Raw genomic sequence first — 15366 nt, forward strand, 5'->3', positions numbered from 1 at the left:
CAGGGTTATCCAGCGTCGCCCCGCGCCTTTCCGATTCGGACCGGCAGCGGAGCCGCGAGGCTGGCCTATAGAACCGACGCCATGTATGAACAACTGGTTATCAACTCAACCATTCGCTCCACCCATTTTTGACCGAAAGCTTCGCGACATGGATCTGACGGGCCTCATTCAAGCGCTTCTCCTCGGTATCATTGAAGGTATCACCGAGTTCCTGCCGATTTCCAGCACCGGCCATCTCATTATCGCCGAACAATGGCTCGGCGCGCGTTCCGATATGTTCAACATCGTCATCCAGGCCGGTGCCATATTGGCGGTAACGGTGATCTACTGGCAGCGGCTCCTCGGGTTTCTGACCGGCTGGCGTGACCCAGAAACGAGGCTTTATCTCGGCAAACTGATCGTCGCTTTTCTCGTCACGTCCGTGCTGGGTCTTATTGCCAAGAAACTCGGCTTCAAGCTGCCGGAAACCGTGGTGCCGATCGCCTGGGCGCTGGTGATTGGTGGCTTCTGGATGATACTCGCCGAGCATTATGCCGCCAAACGGCCGGAAAGCCGCCACATCAGCTGGACAACCGCCGTGGTGGTCGGCATCGCGCAGGTGGTGGCCGGCGTTTTTCCCGGCACGTCGCGCTCGGCTGCGACCATCTTCGCAGCCATGCTGCTCGGCACCGGCAACCGGGCAGCGGCCACCGAGTTCGCTTTCCTGGTCGGCATTCCCACCATGTACGCGGCGAGCGCTTTCGAGATCATCGCCACGCTGAAGGACGGCGCCGCGACGGCCGGTGAGAATTGGCTCGCTCTCGCCATTGCCTTTATCGCCTCGGCGATCACCGCCTTCGTCTCGGTGAAGTGGCTGCTGGGTTACATCCAGACCAACCGCTTCACCGCCTTTGCCGTCTACCGCGTGTTGTTCGGTGGGCTGCTGTTCGCTCTGATCCTGACCGGCTGGGTCAACTGACCCGCTGGCTTCAGGCCGGAAGACCATCTCGGTCGTATTGACCGTGCGGGCGGAAACGAACGGCATATTCAGGCAATACGGCACCGAGCGATGTCGGTGCGATGCCTAAGGCTTCGAGTGTGCGGCCCTCGCCGATGGCGGCGGCCGACACCACGCTTCCCACCTTCAGGAGCTCGACCTGGTCCGGCGTCAAAGGTGCGCCGGGCAGCCAGGCCGAAAGACGGGCAGCCAGCGTCGCGAGACCGAAGGGAATCGTCAGCAGATGCGGCTGGCGACCGGTTTCGGCGAGCAAACGTTCGATAATGGCGCGGAAGGTGAGCACCTCGGGTCCGCCCAATTCATAAATGCGCCCCCCCGCTACATGTCCTTCGACAGCGCGCGCAACTGCCTCGGCCACGTCACCGACGAATACAGGCTGCAGGCGCGTCAAGCCGCCACCGATCAGCGGCATCACCGGGCTCCGCGCGGAAAGCCCGCCGAACATATTGATGAAATGGTCCTCGGGTCCGAAGACTACCGACGGCCTCAACACCACCGCGTCCTTCACGACATCGAGCACCGCTGCTTCGCCGGCCGCCTTGGTCCGTGCATAGACCGAACGGGAGGCAGCATCGGCGCCGATGGCCGAAACATGGACGAGACGGGTGATACCGGCGGCGGCCGACGCCTCGGCGACGGCGCGGGCGCCGAAGGCCTGCACGGCGGCGTAGGTTTGGCGGCCGGAAGCGGAAAGGATGCCAACGAGGTTGACGACGGCGTCGGAGCCGCTGACCGCCCGGTCCACCGAGGCGCGGTAGCGCAGATTAGCCTGCATCGGCATGATCTGGCCGACACCGCCCAGTGGCTGCAGATGCGCGGCGAGGTCCGGCCGCCGACAGGCCGCGCGAATGCGCCAACCGCGCGCGGCCAGCGCCCGCACCACGTGACGGCCGATGAAGCCGGAGGCGCCGAAGACGGTAACGACCGGCGGTTCTTCTCGAACGAGGGGCATGACGATCCCTTCCTGCGTATTGTTGCAACGGACGATCCCGGACCTCCGGGGTGCCGGCCGCGGCGCAGCGGGCCGAGCCAGTAAAACCAAGTTATTACGGCAGGATGCTGCGCCCTGTACAGACCGGACAGCGTAGCATTCCGTAACCGGCGCAATTTGTCGATGAGGATCGAAATGGCGGTTGACAACACGGCGTCGACCCCGTATTCAGCCGCCAGCCGACGACCCCTGTGCCCAGGTGGCGGAATTGGTAGACGCGCACGGTTCAGGTCCGTGTGCCGCGAGGCGTGAAGGTTCGAGTCCTTTCCTGGGCACCATCGTCGATCTCTGAGATTGGCGAACGTCTGGTTTCTTATTTCTGGATCCAATGAGCAACCTGCCATCCGGCAGGTTTTTTCATGTCTGCGCCCATCGCGGGACAGCCTTGCAGCGTATCGTTTTAGAACCGTTCCAGACTTGTCGAAAATCGTGAATTTGACTAGTCCCTTACGGGTAGATCGACAAGCGTCGGCGCGGTTTGGAGCCGCGACGAAGGCCTTACCCGAGGACAGTATTCAATGATTGCCCAGCGCATTACCGACGACATCCATTCGCTTCGTGCCATCGATTGGGATCGCAAGCTGTTCGACGAGCTGGTGCCGCTGCCTGAGGGAACGACTTACAATTCCTACCTCGTCCGTGGCCGGGACAAGACTGCGCTGATCGATACCGTTTATCCGCCCAAGGCCGAGGAACTGATCGCCGCATTGAAGGCAACAGGCGTCGACCGACTGGATTATATCGTCGCCAACCACGCCGAGCAGGACCACACCGGCTCGATTCCGGCGCTCCTCGACCTCTTCCCCGAGGCGAAAGTCGTAACGAATGCCAAGTGCAAGCGCTTCATCCTCGACACGCTTCCAGTCGATCGCGACGCCTTCGTCACCGTGCGGGACGGCGACAGCCTCGATCTCGGCGGCAAGACGCTCTCGTTCCATCTGACGCCTTGGGTGCATTGGCCGGACACCATGGTGACCTTCGCTGTCGAAGATCGAATCGCTTTCACCTGCGACTTCCTCGGCGCCCACCTCGCCACCACCGAGCTGTTCGCCCATGACGAGGCCCAAGTCGCCATATCCGCCAAGCGCTATTACGCCGAGATCATGATGCCCTACCGCGGCTTCTCGGCCGAGGCGCTCCAAAAGGTCGAGGCGCTTGGTCCGTTGTTTGTGGCACCCAGCCATGGCCCGGTGCATGACCGCCCGGCTTTCATCTTCGATCTCTATCGCGGCTGGACATGCGACAAGGTCAAGCCGCTGGTGGTCATTCCTTATGTGTCTATGTACGAGAGCACGGCAAAGATGGTGGCCCTGTTGGTCGACCGTCTCACGGAGCGTGGCGTCGCCGCGCAGCCGATCAGCGTCGTCGACCTCGACAGTGGCGCGCTTGCCATGAGCGTGATCGACGCCTCCACCATCGTCTTCGCGTCCCCGACCGTGCTATCCGGTCCGCATCCCAGTCTTGCCGCGGCGGCCATTCTGATCAATGCACTGGCTCCCAAGACGCGCAAGGTGGCGGTGATGGGCTCCTTCGGCTGGGAGGGCAACTTGCCTGATCAGGTGATTGCCCTGCTGCCTCGTCTCAAGGCGGAGGTTTTGGCGCCCGTCATGACCAAAGGCTTGCCGCGCGAAGAAACACTCGAAGAAATCGCCCGACTCGCCGACGACATCGCGGGGCTCAGCATCGCTGAAGCGGCTGCGGCCTGATCGCGCGAACGTTAGGCGGCCACGACATAATTTCCTTGCACTGTGTCGCCTGCCGTTCGCATATACGGCGGATGTTTCCTGGACCGGCGGCCGCGCCGCCGGTCTTTTTTGCGCGTATCCGTTCCTTCGGAAGGTCGAACACCTTTTCGGACGGACGTGCCAGCTTGCAGAGTTTCGCCATGACCATCCGCCTCCATACCGGCGATCTTCCCGACCTCGATGCTTACGGCGACGTCATCGCCATCGACACCGAGACTCTCGGCCTCAACCCGCATCGAGACCGGCTCTGCGTCGTGCAGCTGTCGCCGGGCGACGGCTCGGCGGACGTCGTGCAGATCGCCAAGGGCCAGACGGCCGCGCCCAATCTTGTCCGGCTGCTCACCGACCCCCGGCGCATCAAGGTTTTCCACTTTGCTCGCTTCGATATCGCCGTCTTGAAGCGGACTTTCGGCATAACCGTCACGCCCCTGTTCTGCACCAAGATCGCCTCGCGGCTCACCCGCACCTATACCGACCGGCATGGCCTGAAAGACGTCACCAAGGAACTCCTGGGCATCGACATCTCCAAGGCGCAGCAGTCATCGGACTGGGGTGCCACGACGCTCAGCCATGCGCAGCTCGAATATGCCGCCTCCGACGTGCTCAATCTCCACGCTCTCCGTCAGCGGCTTCTGGCCATGCTCGAGCGCGAAGGTCGTCTGGATATGGCCGAGGCCTGTTTCCGCTTCCTGCCGACACGCGCCGATCTTGATCTTGCCGGCTGGGGCGAAGAGGACATCTTCGCGCATAGCTGATTTCAAGCCGCGGAGGTGGCTTTCTGTGCCAAGGGCACGGCGCGGGCAGAGAGATCGCCAGCGTTTGGAGTAAAAGAGAGCGGAACAAATGCCTTCCAGCGATTGCCTTAATGTGATCGCAGCCCACTCGCGGCGCGGCAAGCGTTAGTTTATCTTTTGCGCCTAGAGTCTGCCTAGTAAAACAGGAAACTGGCTGCGCGCGAAGCAGCACCGATAGGCTTCACTGAGTTGAAGACGGAGGTTCCGTCTGCAAACGGGTACGAAAGATGACTGGCATCGCGGCAAACCGTGCTTTCGGTAGCGGCGGCATGGAACCGTTTGACGGATCCGCCGTGCGTGTGCGGCTGTTTGCAACGGCGGCGCGAGAGAGTCGGCGGGTTCGTCGTCTACGCTTTTGGCTGCCAGCTCTCGGCGCGCTACTTTTTGCGTTGGTGGTTGGGGCAACGGTTATCACCCGCATCTCCATCAGCCTCAGCATTGGCGATCTGAAGATAACCACCGATGGGCTCGCTATGGACGCGCCCCATCTGTCAGGCAGCGATGGCAAAGGGCGGACCTACACGGTGAATGCGAAAAGCGCCGTGCAGGATCTTAAAGACACTCGGATAATCCGCCTCAAAGACATCGAAGCGAGCGTGATCCAGACCGATGGCAGCCGGGGCAAGCTCCTGGCCGACAGTGGCATCTATGATTCCGCGGCTCAGACGCTGGTGCTCAAGGAAAACATCCGGCTGGCCAATTCCGATGGCTCTGGCGGCACACTGAGCCGCGCCGCGATCGACCTCAACACCGGTTCTCTAACCTCGGACAGCCCCGTCGCGTTTTCCTCCAACCTCGGTAAGATCAACGCCGAGAAGATGGGTGTGGAGAAGAAGGCGGGAACCGTGACCTTCTCCGGCGGCGTCCACATGACCGTCGATCCGACCGCTCGTCAGAGCGGCGCCAGCAAAACAACGCCCGGTCAGCCCAAACCGGCTGATCAAAAAGAAAAAACGCCAGTTTCAACCCCTTAAGTATACCGGATGGCTCGGAGCGCACCGGCCCGAGCCAAACAGTTCTAGCCGCCTCGACGAGGCAGAAGGCAACTGAAGATGACGGTCCGCATGCCCCGCTCCAGCCTCCTCCGCCGGGCCGCCGTAGCCGGCCTGCTCACCACGCTTGCTTTCGCCCCAGCATTTGCCGCGGAACAAACGGCCAAGCTGCCGGCAACGACGTATCAAGGGCTAGGCATGTCCTCCGACCAACCGATCCAGTTCGAGTCGGAACAGCTTGAAGTGCACGATCAGGACAAGACGGCGGTGTTCACCGGCCACGTCATCGTCCGGCAGGGGACGACCGTGCTGAAGACCGATCGCCTCACGGTATTCTACCAGGGGTCACCGGCTGGCGAAGGGCCGCAACAGGTCAGCCGCCTAGAAGCAAAGGGCAATGTGCTCGTCACTTCGCCCAACCAGACGGCAAGCGGCGACAATGGCACCTTCGATACCGCTGCCAACACGATCCTGCTCACCGACAACGTCGTGCTCACCCAAGGCGACAATGTCATTCGCGGCCCGAAGCTTCTGATCGACATCAACACCAGCCAGGCCAAAATGCTCGGCGGCAGCGGCCGGGTACAGATGCTGATCGCGCCGAAGTCGCTCGACACCAAGCGCTGACCCCTCTTATTCGCCGGATTGGATAGCCTTGCTGAAGCACTTCGCCCAGACCGAGAGCCTGCCGCCGCCCCAGGCTGCCGACACATCCGACCTCGCCGTCTTCAATCTCGTCAAGACCTTCGGCCAGCGGCCGGTGGTGCGTGGCGTGTCGATGCAAGTGCGGCGTGGCGAGGCAGTCGGCCTCCTAGGCCCAAACGGTGCCGGCAAGACGACGCTGTTCTACATGATCACCGGGTTGATCCCGGCCAATGGTGGCAGCATTTTCCTCGATGGCCACGACATTACCGGATATCCGATGTTTCGCCGTGCTCGGCTCGGTATCGGCTATCTGCCACAGGAAGCTTCCATTTTTCGCGGCCTCACAGTCGAGAACAACATCCGCGCCGTGTTGGAACTGGTCGAGCCGAACCGTGATATACGCGAGGCCGAACTCGACGCGCTGCTCGACGAATTCCATCTTGCTCACTTGCGCCACCAGCCGGCGATCGCTCTTTCCGGCGGCGAGCGGCGCCGTGCCGAAATCGCACGAGCGCTGGCCAGCCGACCGATCTTCATGTTGCTCGACGAGCCCTTCGCCGGCGTCGATCCGATTGCGGTCGGCGACATTCAGGCACTGGTGCGCCATCTCACCGCGCGCGGCATCGGCGTGTTGATTACCGACCATAACGTGCGTGAGACGCTTGGCCTCATCGACCGCGCTTACATCCTGCATTCCGGCATGTTGCTGGTTGAGGGTACTCCCGACGACATCATCTCCGACGCCGATGCACGGCGCGTTTACCTCGGCGAGCAATTTACCCTTTGATGCCGCCCCCCGCCTAGGTTATGAAGCAAGAAGCGGACCACCTTCGGCCGCCTCAATGACTTTCATGGCTTCCGCTTCGGCGCGGGATGGACGGGGGTTGCTCGATGGCGCTGTCGGCGCGGCTCGAACTCAGGCACAGCCAGTCGCTGGTGATGACGCCGCAGCTGATGCAAGCCATCAAGCTGCTTCAGCTCTCCAACATGGATCTCATCACCTATGTGGAGCAGGAGCTCGAACGTAATCCGCTGCTCGAGCGCGCCGACGACGGCGAGGGTGACGCGCCGATCGCTGAACCGGTCGATGCCGACATACCGGAACGGGCCGATACGTCGGACTGGTTCGAGACCGAGGGCGCACCGAGTTCCGAGCAGGTGTCCAACGCGCTCGATACAGACATCGGCAATGTCTATCCGGACGATACCGGTCAGCCGGAACGGCCGGCGCTGGACGTCGGCGCGCTTGCTGGCGGCGACTGGTCGTCGGTCGGCCGCGGCGGCACAGGCGAAGACTACAGCCTCGAGAGCTTCGTCGCCGGTGAGATCAGTCTTACCGACCATCTCGCCGAGCAACTGGCCGTCACCATCACCGATCCAGCCTTGCGTCTCATCGGCCACGACCTCATCGATCAGGTGGACGAGGCGGGCTATCTCCGGGCCGACCTCGTAGCCACCGCTGAGCGGCTGGGCGCCTCGCTTTCCGACGTCGAGAAAGTGCTCGGCGTGCTCCAGACTTTCGAACCAACCGGGATTTGTGCCCGCAATCTTGCAGAATGCTTGGCGTTGCAGCTTGCCGAGAAGGACCGACTCGACCCGGCGATGCAGAAGCTGATCGAGCACCTAGACCTTCTTGCCCGGCGTGACCTACCCTCTCTCAGGCGTCTCTGTGGCGTCGACGATGAAGATCTCGGCGACATGATCAAGGAAATCCTGGCCCTTGATCCTAAACCGGGTCACGCCTTTGGCTCGACACAAGTCCATACGGTCGTGCCGGATGTCATGGTCCAGCCGGCCGCCGATGGCGGTTGGACGGTTGAACTCAATACCGACACTCTGCCGAAGGTTTTGGTCAATCAGACCTATTATGCGGAAGTGTCGAAGACGGCTCGCGAAGAGGAAAAGACCTATCTGGGTGAATGCTTCCAGTCGGCCAACTGGTTGACCAAGAGCCTCGACCAGCGCGCCAAAACCATCATGAAAGTGGCGACGGAGATCGTTCGCCAGCAAGATGGCTTCCTGACCAATGGCGTCGCGCATCTCAGGCCTCTGAATCTTCGCATGATCGCCGATGCCATCGGTATGCACGAGTCAACCGTGTCGCGCGTCACGTCGAACAAATACATGGCCACGACACGCGGTATTTTCGAACTCAAGTATTTCTTCACCTCATCGATCGCCTCGTCCGAGGGCGGCGACGCTCATTCAGCGGAATCGGTGCGCCATCGTATCCGGCAGTTGATCGACGCGGAAACCGCCGACGACGTGCTTTCGGACGACACACTCGTCAAAATGTTGCGCGACGACGGCATGGACATCGCCCGTCGTACGGTGGCCAAGTACCGGGAAGCGCTACGCATTCCCTCCTCGGTGCAGCGTCGGCGCCTCAAGCAGCTTGCCGGGGCGTGAAATCACTGTAACCTTTCCTAAATCGGGGCTCATCCGGAAGGCGGATTGATATCGTCTCCGGTCGACGCCACATCTCAAGTAGGCGGGTGCGTCGCCCGGCAGCGCCAGCTCAGGGGAGGTTCTTCAGCTTTCCGCTTCACGACCCGATCGACGCCTGCCCAGCCGACAACGGCAGGGCAAAAGGGTGAAGCGACAACTCCATCCACCGGCGAGACGGAATGCCGCGCCCCCGTTCGCCGGCGCCGGCCAGTACCCGCCTAGGCGGGTAGCCGGAGACGCGGGTACCGAGCAGAGTTTTCTGCCAGTACCCAGCCTGTTCAAAAAGCGCGAGAAACGAGGACTCTGATGCCGCTTCGTATTACCGGAAAGAACGTCGACATCGGCCAGGCACTTCGCGAACACATCACCACCCGCACCACAGAGGAACTCGGCAAATATTACGACGAGGCCTTCACCGGCCATGTGGTGGTTCAGAAGGAGGGCAAGGCCTATATCATCGACTGCTCGATCCAGCTTGCCTCCGGCACGACGCTGCAATCGCGGGGCGAGGATTTCGAGGTCTATCCGGCGGCCGAGAAGGCAGTAGAGCGAATCGGCAAACGGATGCGGCGCCACAAGCGCAAGCTAAAGAACTTCAAGGGTGGCGAATCGGCGGCCGGCGATCAGACGCCGGGCGGCAGGTCCTGGGATGACATCGACGCCCAGTCAACGGTGTTCGCTGCCTTCGAGGACGAGGAACTCGGCGACGACTTCGCTCCGACCGTGGTGGCGGAAACCACCCAGAAAATACGCACCATGAGCGTCGGCACCGCCGTCAGTGAGCTCGACTTCACCGGTGCGCCGCTGGTGATGTTCCGCAACGCCGGTAATGGCGGTGTAAACGTCGTCTACCGGCGCAATGACGGAAATATCGGCTGGATAGACCCCTCGCTCAACGAAATCGCCGGCTGACGGGGCTCATCCCATCTGTCCTTTCGTCATCTAGACCTATATGAAGGCGAGGGTCGGGGTTACCCGGCCCTCTGACAAACCTGGAACAAGACCATGGATCTCAGCGACCTCCTGGTGATCGACGCAATCCTGCCGCGGCTCAAGTCCGCCAACAAGAAGCAGGCCCTTCAGGAGATGGCCGCCAAGGCCGCGGCTCTCACCGGACGTGATGAGCGTGACATCTTCGAAACGCTGATGCAGCGTGAGAAGCTCGGTTCGACCGGCGTGGGCCACGGTGTGGCGATCCCGCACGGCAAGCTTGCCGGCCTTGATCGGTTGGTGGGAGTCTTCGCCCTGCTCGACCGGCCGATCGATTTCGATTCGCTGGATGGCGAGTCTGTCGACGTGATGTTCCTGTTGCTCGCACCGGAAAGCGCCGGCGCCGATCACCTCAAAGCACTTGCCCGCATTGCCCGTGTCCTGCGGGATGACGAGACGGCGGCCAAACTCAGAGCGGCCGACGATGCGACGGCGATGTACGCGCTGCTCACCGAGAACGCTCGCTCCGACGCCGCCTGAAGGCGTTCCACAGCGTCAACTCTTCTTCGCTCCGATTCATCGGCTACCTTCGGTCGTTTTCGCCAAGGCAGCTTTGAGTGGCGGCATGCGGTATTATGCGGTTGTTGATTTTTAGAAACAAATCATGAACAATACGGGCGGAGACAGACAATGCCCGTTCCGACCGCCGCCTTTTCTTCCCCGATTGAAAACTTCGTCAACGACGGCCGTCAATCGGAAAACGCACGCCTCGTGCAGCGCGGTGTCGGCCGCCTGCTGGCAGGGCACGGCTTCTCCATTCTTTACGAGCTGCCCCTCGCATCAGGCCGGCGGGCAGACGTGGCCGCGCTCGGTACGAACGGAGACATCTTCATCGTCGAGATTAAATCGTCGGTCGAAGATTTCCGCGCCGACCGCAAGTGGCCCGACTATCGGCTCCATTGCGACCGTTTATTCTTCGCCACGCATGCCGGCGTGCCAGCTGAGATCTTCCCAGAAGACGCCGGCCTGATCGTTGCCGATGGCTACGGCGGCGCCATTCTCAGGGAAGCGCCTGATCATCGGCTTGCCGCGGCGACCCGGCGGGCGATGACACTGCGCTTCGCCCACGTGGCAGCAAGACGGATTCAACAGCTGATCGACCCGCAGTTACCGGACATGGGCGCCTTCTGAGCGCCTTGTTCGAAAGGCGGACAGACGGAAGTCTATGCCGAAAAGACCTCTTAAACGGCTCAGCCGCGACTAAGAGCGGGGGTGTCGCCGCTTGCCGCCACACAGGCGCACGCTATCCTTTCCATGACCAACAATCAGGCGGCGGAGGAGGCCGGCGGGGAGCGATACTGACCGCTTGGAGGACGGCGTGCCGTATTATCATAGTTATTCCGGATCCCAATCGGCCAGAGCCCCACTGCTGCCCGCTCATCGGCCACCGGCGGCGTCGGGTTTTTCTGCCGACCTCTATGCCCGCGTTGCGCGCCGTTATTGTCATCCGACGTTCAATCTCGGTACCACTTTCGTATCGGGCGTCCGTGGTCCGGTCTTCGAACGCGTAGTGCGTGCCACACCGTTCTGGACGTTGACCGCCTTCGATCGCGCGTCAATCAATCCCGACGTCGACAGTCCTTCCGTCCTGGTGCTGCCGCCATATGCCGGACACTGCCCAACACTCGTGCGCGACACGATCGCAACCTTCATGCCCGGCCACGCCGTATACGTCGCCGGCTGGGCCGACGCCCGGCAGGTGCCGCTGTCGGCTGGCGCTTTCGGGCTCGACGAAGCGATAGAAGCGATCGCCGACATGGTCATCGAGATCGGCGGGAGGGTGCATCTGGTCGCCGTGACCGAGGCGGGTATCATCGGTGTCGCCGCGGCCGCTCTGCTCGCTGGGCGCGGCCGTCCGCCTGCCACGCTGACACTCATCGGAGGCCCGATCGACTGCCGCGCCGACAACGCCGGGCTTGCCGCCGGCGCCACCGCGCGCGGGGTCGACTGGTTCCTGCAGGCGATGATCGCGCCAGTGCCTCCGCCTTTCGAAGGTGCATATCGTGAAGTTTTTCCTGGGTTCTTTACCCTCACCGGGTTTCCGACGTATGGCTTCGATCGGTCACTCACCGACCCAAAAGAACTGTTTCTCAGCCTTATCACCGGCGATGGCGACGATGCTGATGGCCGCCGAGGCTTCTTCGATGAATTCCTGGCGGTGATGGATGTGCCGGCGGAGTTCATGCTGCAATGGATCGAGACGGTGCTGATCAACCGTCCCTTTACGGCAGCTGCCAGCCAAACCGGTCATCCGCACGCAACACCACCGCTAGCAGGCATACCGCTGATGACGGTGGAGGCGGGAATGGATGCCTTCGGCGGCGGCGGGCAGACCCATGCCGCCCACATGATGACCTCTACACCGAGCGAAGGTTGCCGACATACAGAGGAGGACGTCGGCCGTTTCGCCCTATTCAGCGGCGCCCGCTGGCGCGCCTCGGTGTTTCCGCGCGTCGCCGACTTCATTGCCAGCCACACTAGCCAGGAGGAGCCATCTTGCACGGCGCTGGCCGAGGATCTTCTGACACTTTCCGGCCTGACTCCGGCATTCGCCGCCCGGCTCAATCGCGAGGGCTTCTATTTCGTGCGCCAACTCGCAAGGCTCGACGAAGCCGCCGCCGTCCAGCTAGATCGGCGACTGGGGATCGCAACGCAGCCGATTGTCGCCCAAGTCAGCCACCAGGCACGCCGCCATCTGGCCGGGACTGGGGCGGTCTTGAACCGCAGAGATGGTAAGGCCATATAGAACGCTGATCACCGGGTGCCTCAGGGGCCTGGTCAAGGTCGCTTCCTTGCGAGGACTTTGAAAGATGACGAGATTGGCAGGCTTCTCGAGCCCGTTCCTTTTGGGCTTTGACGAGATCGAGCGGGCGCTCGACCGTGTGTCTAAGGCCGCGAACGACGGCTACCCTCCGTATAACATCGAGCGTATCGAACGTGATGCCCCAGAGGGAGACGTGCTTCGCATCACGCTGGCCGTCGCCGGTTTCACGCGCGAACAGCTCGAGGTTTCCGTTGAGGAGAACCAGTTGGTGATCCGCGGCCGCCAGGCAGACGACAAGTCTCGCCTCTATCTTCACCGCGGCATCGCGGCACGGCAATTCCAGCGCACGTTCGTGTTAGCCGAGGGTATTGAAATCCTTGGCGCCGATCTCCGGAATGGCTTGCTATCAATCGACTTGGTGCGCCCACCGCTGGAGCGAGTGATCCGGCGGATCGAGATCAATGCCGAGGACTGACGATAAACGCGCCGGTCATCTTTTCCTACTAGAGTGTGTTTCATGCCCGACCGCCATCGCAGGCGGGCGGCGTCTTCTCCCTGTTCGGCTCGGCCGGCGCGGGGGGAAAGGAGTAATGCGATGGGTGCTTTCACCAAGAACACTTCCGCCGACGATGACAAGATCATGCCCGAAGCCGCCTTCAGGCAGCTCGGTGGTGGCAGGGTGGCTTATCTGCGTCGCGTCTCGTCCGATGACGTGCTGGCAGCCCATCCTGGATATCTCGACCTCAGACCGGGCATGAAGTTGTGGGCTCTGCATTCGGCTGACGGGCAGCCAATCATGCTGACGGACAGCCGTGAGGCAGCAATCGCCAATGCCGCCGAGGCCGACCTGACGCCGATGATGGTCCACTGATCGAACCTAATCCGGCCCCGCGGCGAGGGCGGCAAAACCCTCGTCTGTCGGAAAGCGCGCGGCGGCCTCGACCGCGACACGATGTGACGCGGCGACTTCCCCCGCGTCCTTGAGCAGTCGGATACGCCGGCGCGGAATGTCCTTCAGATACCGCTTGGCAAGACCAGACAGGACGACGTCGCAAGCAATCGCCGCGTCGAGCTCAGCGAGCAGCGTCGCTGCTCGGTCGATGTCCCCCATCCGCTCTGCCACCTCCGCCGCGAGCACCACAAGGCCGGGATTGACGTCCGGCATCAGTCCGAGCAAAGCCTTGAGATCAAGGTTGGCGCCGTCATCGAAAGCGGCGCGGGCTTCGGAAAACCGTGCGTAGGCTGGCCAGTCGACCGATTGCACCAGCAGTCCGCGTGTCGCCGCTTCCACGGCGATGTCGCGGCGGAACGTCGCGGTGACCTTGCGGATGATGTTGAGGCTGTAGAGGTGGTCATGCACCTCGTGGCTCGAGCGGAGTGGCACCAGCGTCAGCCCATCCGGCAATCGCCGATCGGCAAGACGGGCGCCAACGCCGGCGTCATAAGCATCGTAAAGTGGAATGACGATCCGCGCGGCGCCGTAGCGTGGCGAACCGAGCAAGCCATCGAGGCCGGCTTCGTCCGGTCGGGCAACGAGGCTGGCCGCTGCCGACTGACTACCCGGCTCGCCGATCCGAAAGTCGGGCGCAAAGGCGTAAAGCTCAGCCTCCGGATGTCGAGCTGCCGCTGCGGCGGCGCCGAAAGCACCCATCGAACTGCCATAGAAAACGAGGCGGCTCGCTTTTGCCGCCACAGCCGCTGCGCCGATCACCCCATCTATGGCGGCCTCGCGACCTCTATACCAATTGTTTGCCGGTTCGTTGAAAAGAAGCAGGCTGTGCGTCGTGCCAGCGAACAGGCGTTCGAGGCCAAACTTTCCAGCCGGAACTCGCACTTGGCTGAAGACGACAACCAGCGTGTCGCTTCCCAATCGGAAACGGTGCACGAGGCCATCTGCCTCACCTTCGGAGAGGGAAGCTATCATTTTCGGAAAACCGCCGGTTGCCATGGCCGTGCCGCTGCCGCACACCCTTTGGCGATGGTGGAGAGACGGGACATGGCTGATTCGTTACCCCAGAGAGAGTGCGCCGGAGCCCGTCCGCGGCGCCTGCCGCTGATTGACCTGCTGCGCGGCATTCTGCTCCTGGCTATGGCCTCCTATCATTTTTCCTGGGACCTCGCCAACGTCCGACTGGTGAGCTGGGGCGTCGCCGTCGATCCACTGTGGCGCGGCTATGCGGTGGCGATCGCCGCTAGCTTCCTGCTGCTGTCCGGCCTTTCCTTTCGCCTTGCCGAGCGAGGTGGCTTCGACCTGTTCCGCTACGGTACTCGCCTTGTCCGCCTCGCCCTCGCCGCTGCTGCTGTGTCGATCGGCACCTATTTTGTCTTCCCCAATGCCTGGATCTTTTTCGGCATCCTGCACATGATGCTGCTGGCTAGTCTTCTAGCGCCTTTACTCGTCCGGCTGCCCGGCGCAGTGCTGATCCTGTTTGCGGCGATAGCGCTCGTGTTGCCGCACGTGTGGCGATCATCTGCTTTCGATGGTATCGGCTGGGGCTTCCTCGGCCTCGCCGAGACACCTCCGGTCTCGAACGACCTAGTGCCCTTGTTTCCGTGGATCGCACCCTACGTCATCGGCCTCGCCATCGGTGGCCCGCTGGCGCGCCTCACCGAGCGGCAGACAAGGCAGCTACCGCGCGGCTCGCATTGGCTCGCCTGGATCGGTCGCCATTCCCTGGCCTTCTATCTCTTGCATCAGCCATTGCTCTATGGCTTTGCAGCCGGCCTCGCCGCGCTGATTCCCGTCGATCCGGCGGTGCAGCGGTCGAGCTTCGTCGCCGATTGTCGGGCCGAATATCAGCGCCATGGCGCTACGCCTGAGATGTCGGAGCGCTTCTGCGGCTGCGTTGCCACATCGGTGGACGAGACCGGCATCTGGGCGAACCGCGATGCCGACACAACCTTCGAGCCCCTGCTTGCGACCGCCGTCCAAGCCTGCCAGGCACTTCCGTCCGGCGATATTTCCGACCCGGAGGCCCCCGAGAGCGACGACTGACGGCG

Annotated in this window: 16 protein-coding genes and 1 tRNA gene; 15 read left to right on the forward strand and 2 right to left on the reverse strand. The window is 62.4% G+C overall.

The annotated features are described in order from the left end of the window. Positions 1-148: 148 nt before the first annotated feature. Complete coding sequence (locus AB6N07_RS01685) at positions 149-958, forward strand: undecaprenyl-diphosphate phosphatase (RefSeq protein ID WP_370676098.1); 810 nt, start codon at positions 149-151, stop codon at positions 956-958. 10 nt (positions 959-968) lie between these two features. Here the strand turns inward: AB6N07_RS01685 and AB6N07_RS01690 are convergent, their stop codons facing one another. Further along, the gene (locus AB6N07_RS01690; protein WP_370676099.1) at positions 969-1949 is read right to left on the reverse strand and encodes a complex I NDUFA9 subunit family protein; all 981 of its coding nucleotides are present in this window, start codon (positions 1947-1949) and stop codon (positions 969-971) included. Positions 1950-2181: 232 nt separating this feature from the next. Here AB6N07_RS01690 and AB6N07_RS01695 point away from each other — a divergent pair. The 13 genes from AB6N07_RS01695 (at position 2182) to AB6N07_RS01755 (ending at position 13237) form a co-directional block, all read left to right on the forward strand. Further along, positions 2182-2266 (forward strand) — tRNA-Leu (locus AB6N07_RS01695). Positions 2267-2506: 240 nt separating this feature from the next. Further along, positions 2507-3694, forward strand: a complete 1188-nt coding sequence (locus AB6N07_RS01700) for an FprA family A-type flavoprotein (RefSeq protein ID WP_370676100.1) — start codon at positions 2507-2509, stop codon at positions 3692-3694. A gap of 179 nt (positions 3695-3873) precedes the next feature. Continuing rightward, on the forward strand, positions 3874-4488 hold the full coding sequence (locus AB6N07_RS01705; protein ID WP_370676101.1) for a ribonuclease D: 615 nt from the start codon (positions 3874-3876) through the stop codon (positions 4486-4488). 266 nt (positions 4489-4754) lie between these two features. Further along, on the forward strand, positions 4755-5501 hold the full coding sequence (gene lptC / locus AB6N07_RS01710) for an LPS export ABC transporter periplasmic protein LptC (RefSeq protein WP_370676102.1): 747 nt from the start codon (positions 4755-4757) through the stop codon (positions 5499-5501). 78 nt (positions 5502-5579) lie between these two features. Further along, the gene (gene lptA / locus AB6N07_RS01715; protein WP_370676103.1) at positions 5580-6146 is read left to right on the forward strand and encodes a lipopolysaccharide transport periplasmic protein LptA; all 567 of its coding nucleotides are present in this window, start codon (positions 5580-5582) and stop codon (positions 6144-6146) included. Between the two features lie 28 nt (positions 6147-6174). Beyond that, positions 6175-6951 carry an LPS export ABC transporter ATP-binding protein gene (gene lptB, locus AB6N07_RS01720; protein ID WP_370676104.1) on the forward strand — a complete coding sequence of 259 codons (777 nt, stop codon included), beginning with the start codon at positions 6175-6177 and terminating at the stop codon, positions 6949-6951. A gap of 104 nt (positions 6952-7055) precedes the next feature. Continuing rightward, the gene (gene rpoN / locus AB6N07_RS01725; protein WP_370676105.1) at positions 7056-8573 is read left to right on the forward strand and encodes an RNA polymerase factor sigma-54; all 1518 of its coding nucleotides are present in this window, start codon (positions 7056-7058) and stop codon (positions 8571-8573) included. Between the two features lie 345 nt (positions 8574-8918). Next, positions 8919-9524, forward strand: coding sequence for a ribosome hibernation-promoting factor, HPF/YfiA family (gene hpf, locus AB6N07_RS01730; protein ID WP_370676106.1), 606 nt, complete (start codon positions 8919-8921; stop codon positions 9522-9524). A 93-nt stretch (positions 9525-9617) separates the two neighbouring features. Next, a complete protein-coding gene (gene ptsN / locus AB6N07_RS01735) occupies positions 9618-10082 on the forward strand; it encodes a PTS IIA-like nitrogen regulatory protein PtsN (protein WP_370676107.1) in 465 nt (154 codons plus the stop codon). Between the two features lie 150 nt (positions 10083-10232). Beyond that, on the forward strand, positions 10233-10733 hold the full coding sequence (locus AB6N07_RS01740; RefSeq protein ID WP_370676108.1) for an MmcB family DNA repair protein: 501 nt from the start codon (positions 10233-10235) through the stop codon (positions 10731-10733). 187 nt (positions 10734-10920) lie between these two features. After that, positions 10921-12348 carry a polyhydroxyalkanoate depolymerase gene (locus AB6N07_RS01745; protein ID WP_370676109.1) on the forward strand — a complete coding sequence of 476 codons (1428 nt, stop codon included), beginning with the start codon at positions 10921-10923 and terminating at the stop codon, positions 12346-12348. Positions 12349-12412: 64 nt separating this feature from the next. Beyond that, positions 12413-12841: an Hsp20 family protein gene (locus AB6N07_RS01750; RefSeq protein ID WP_370676110.1), complete on the forward strand. Its 429-nt coding sequence runs from the start codon at positions 12413-12415 to the stop codon at positions 12839-12841. Between the two features lie 120 nt (positions 12842-12961). Continuing rightward, a complete protein-coding gene (locus AB6N07_RS01755; RefSeq protein WP_370676111.1) occupies positions 12962-13237 on the forward strand; it encodes a DUF1150 family protein in 276 nt (91 codons plus the stop codon). 6 nt (positions 13238-13243) lie between these two features. On the opposite strand, the gene AB6N07_RS01760 is transcribed toward AB6N07_RS01755, so the two are convergent. Further along, on the reverse strand, positions 13244-14290 hold the full coding sequence (locus AB6N07_RS01760) for a hypothetical protein (protein WP_370676112.1): 1047 nt from the start codon (positions 14288-14290) through the stop codon (positions 13244-13246). Positions 14291-14362: 72 nt separating this feature from the next. Between AB6N07_RS01760 and AB6N07_RS01765 the strand changes: the two genes are divergently transcribed. After that, entirely contained in the window at positions 14363-15361 is a 999-nt protein-coding gene (locus AB6N07_RS01765) for a heparan-alpha-glucosaminide N-acetyltransferase (RefSeq protein WP_370676113.1), read from the forward strand. The last annotated feature ends 5 nt before the right edge of the window (positions 15362-15366 follow it).

This window comes from Pleomorphomonas sp. PLEO, from assembly GCF_041320595.1.
GTDB lineage: Bacteria > Pseudomonadota > Alphaproteobacteria > Rhizobiales > Pleomorphomonadaceae > Pleomorphomonas.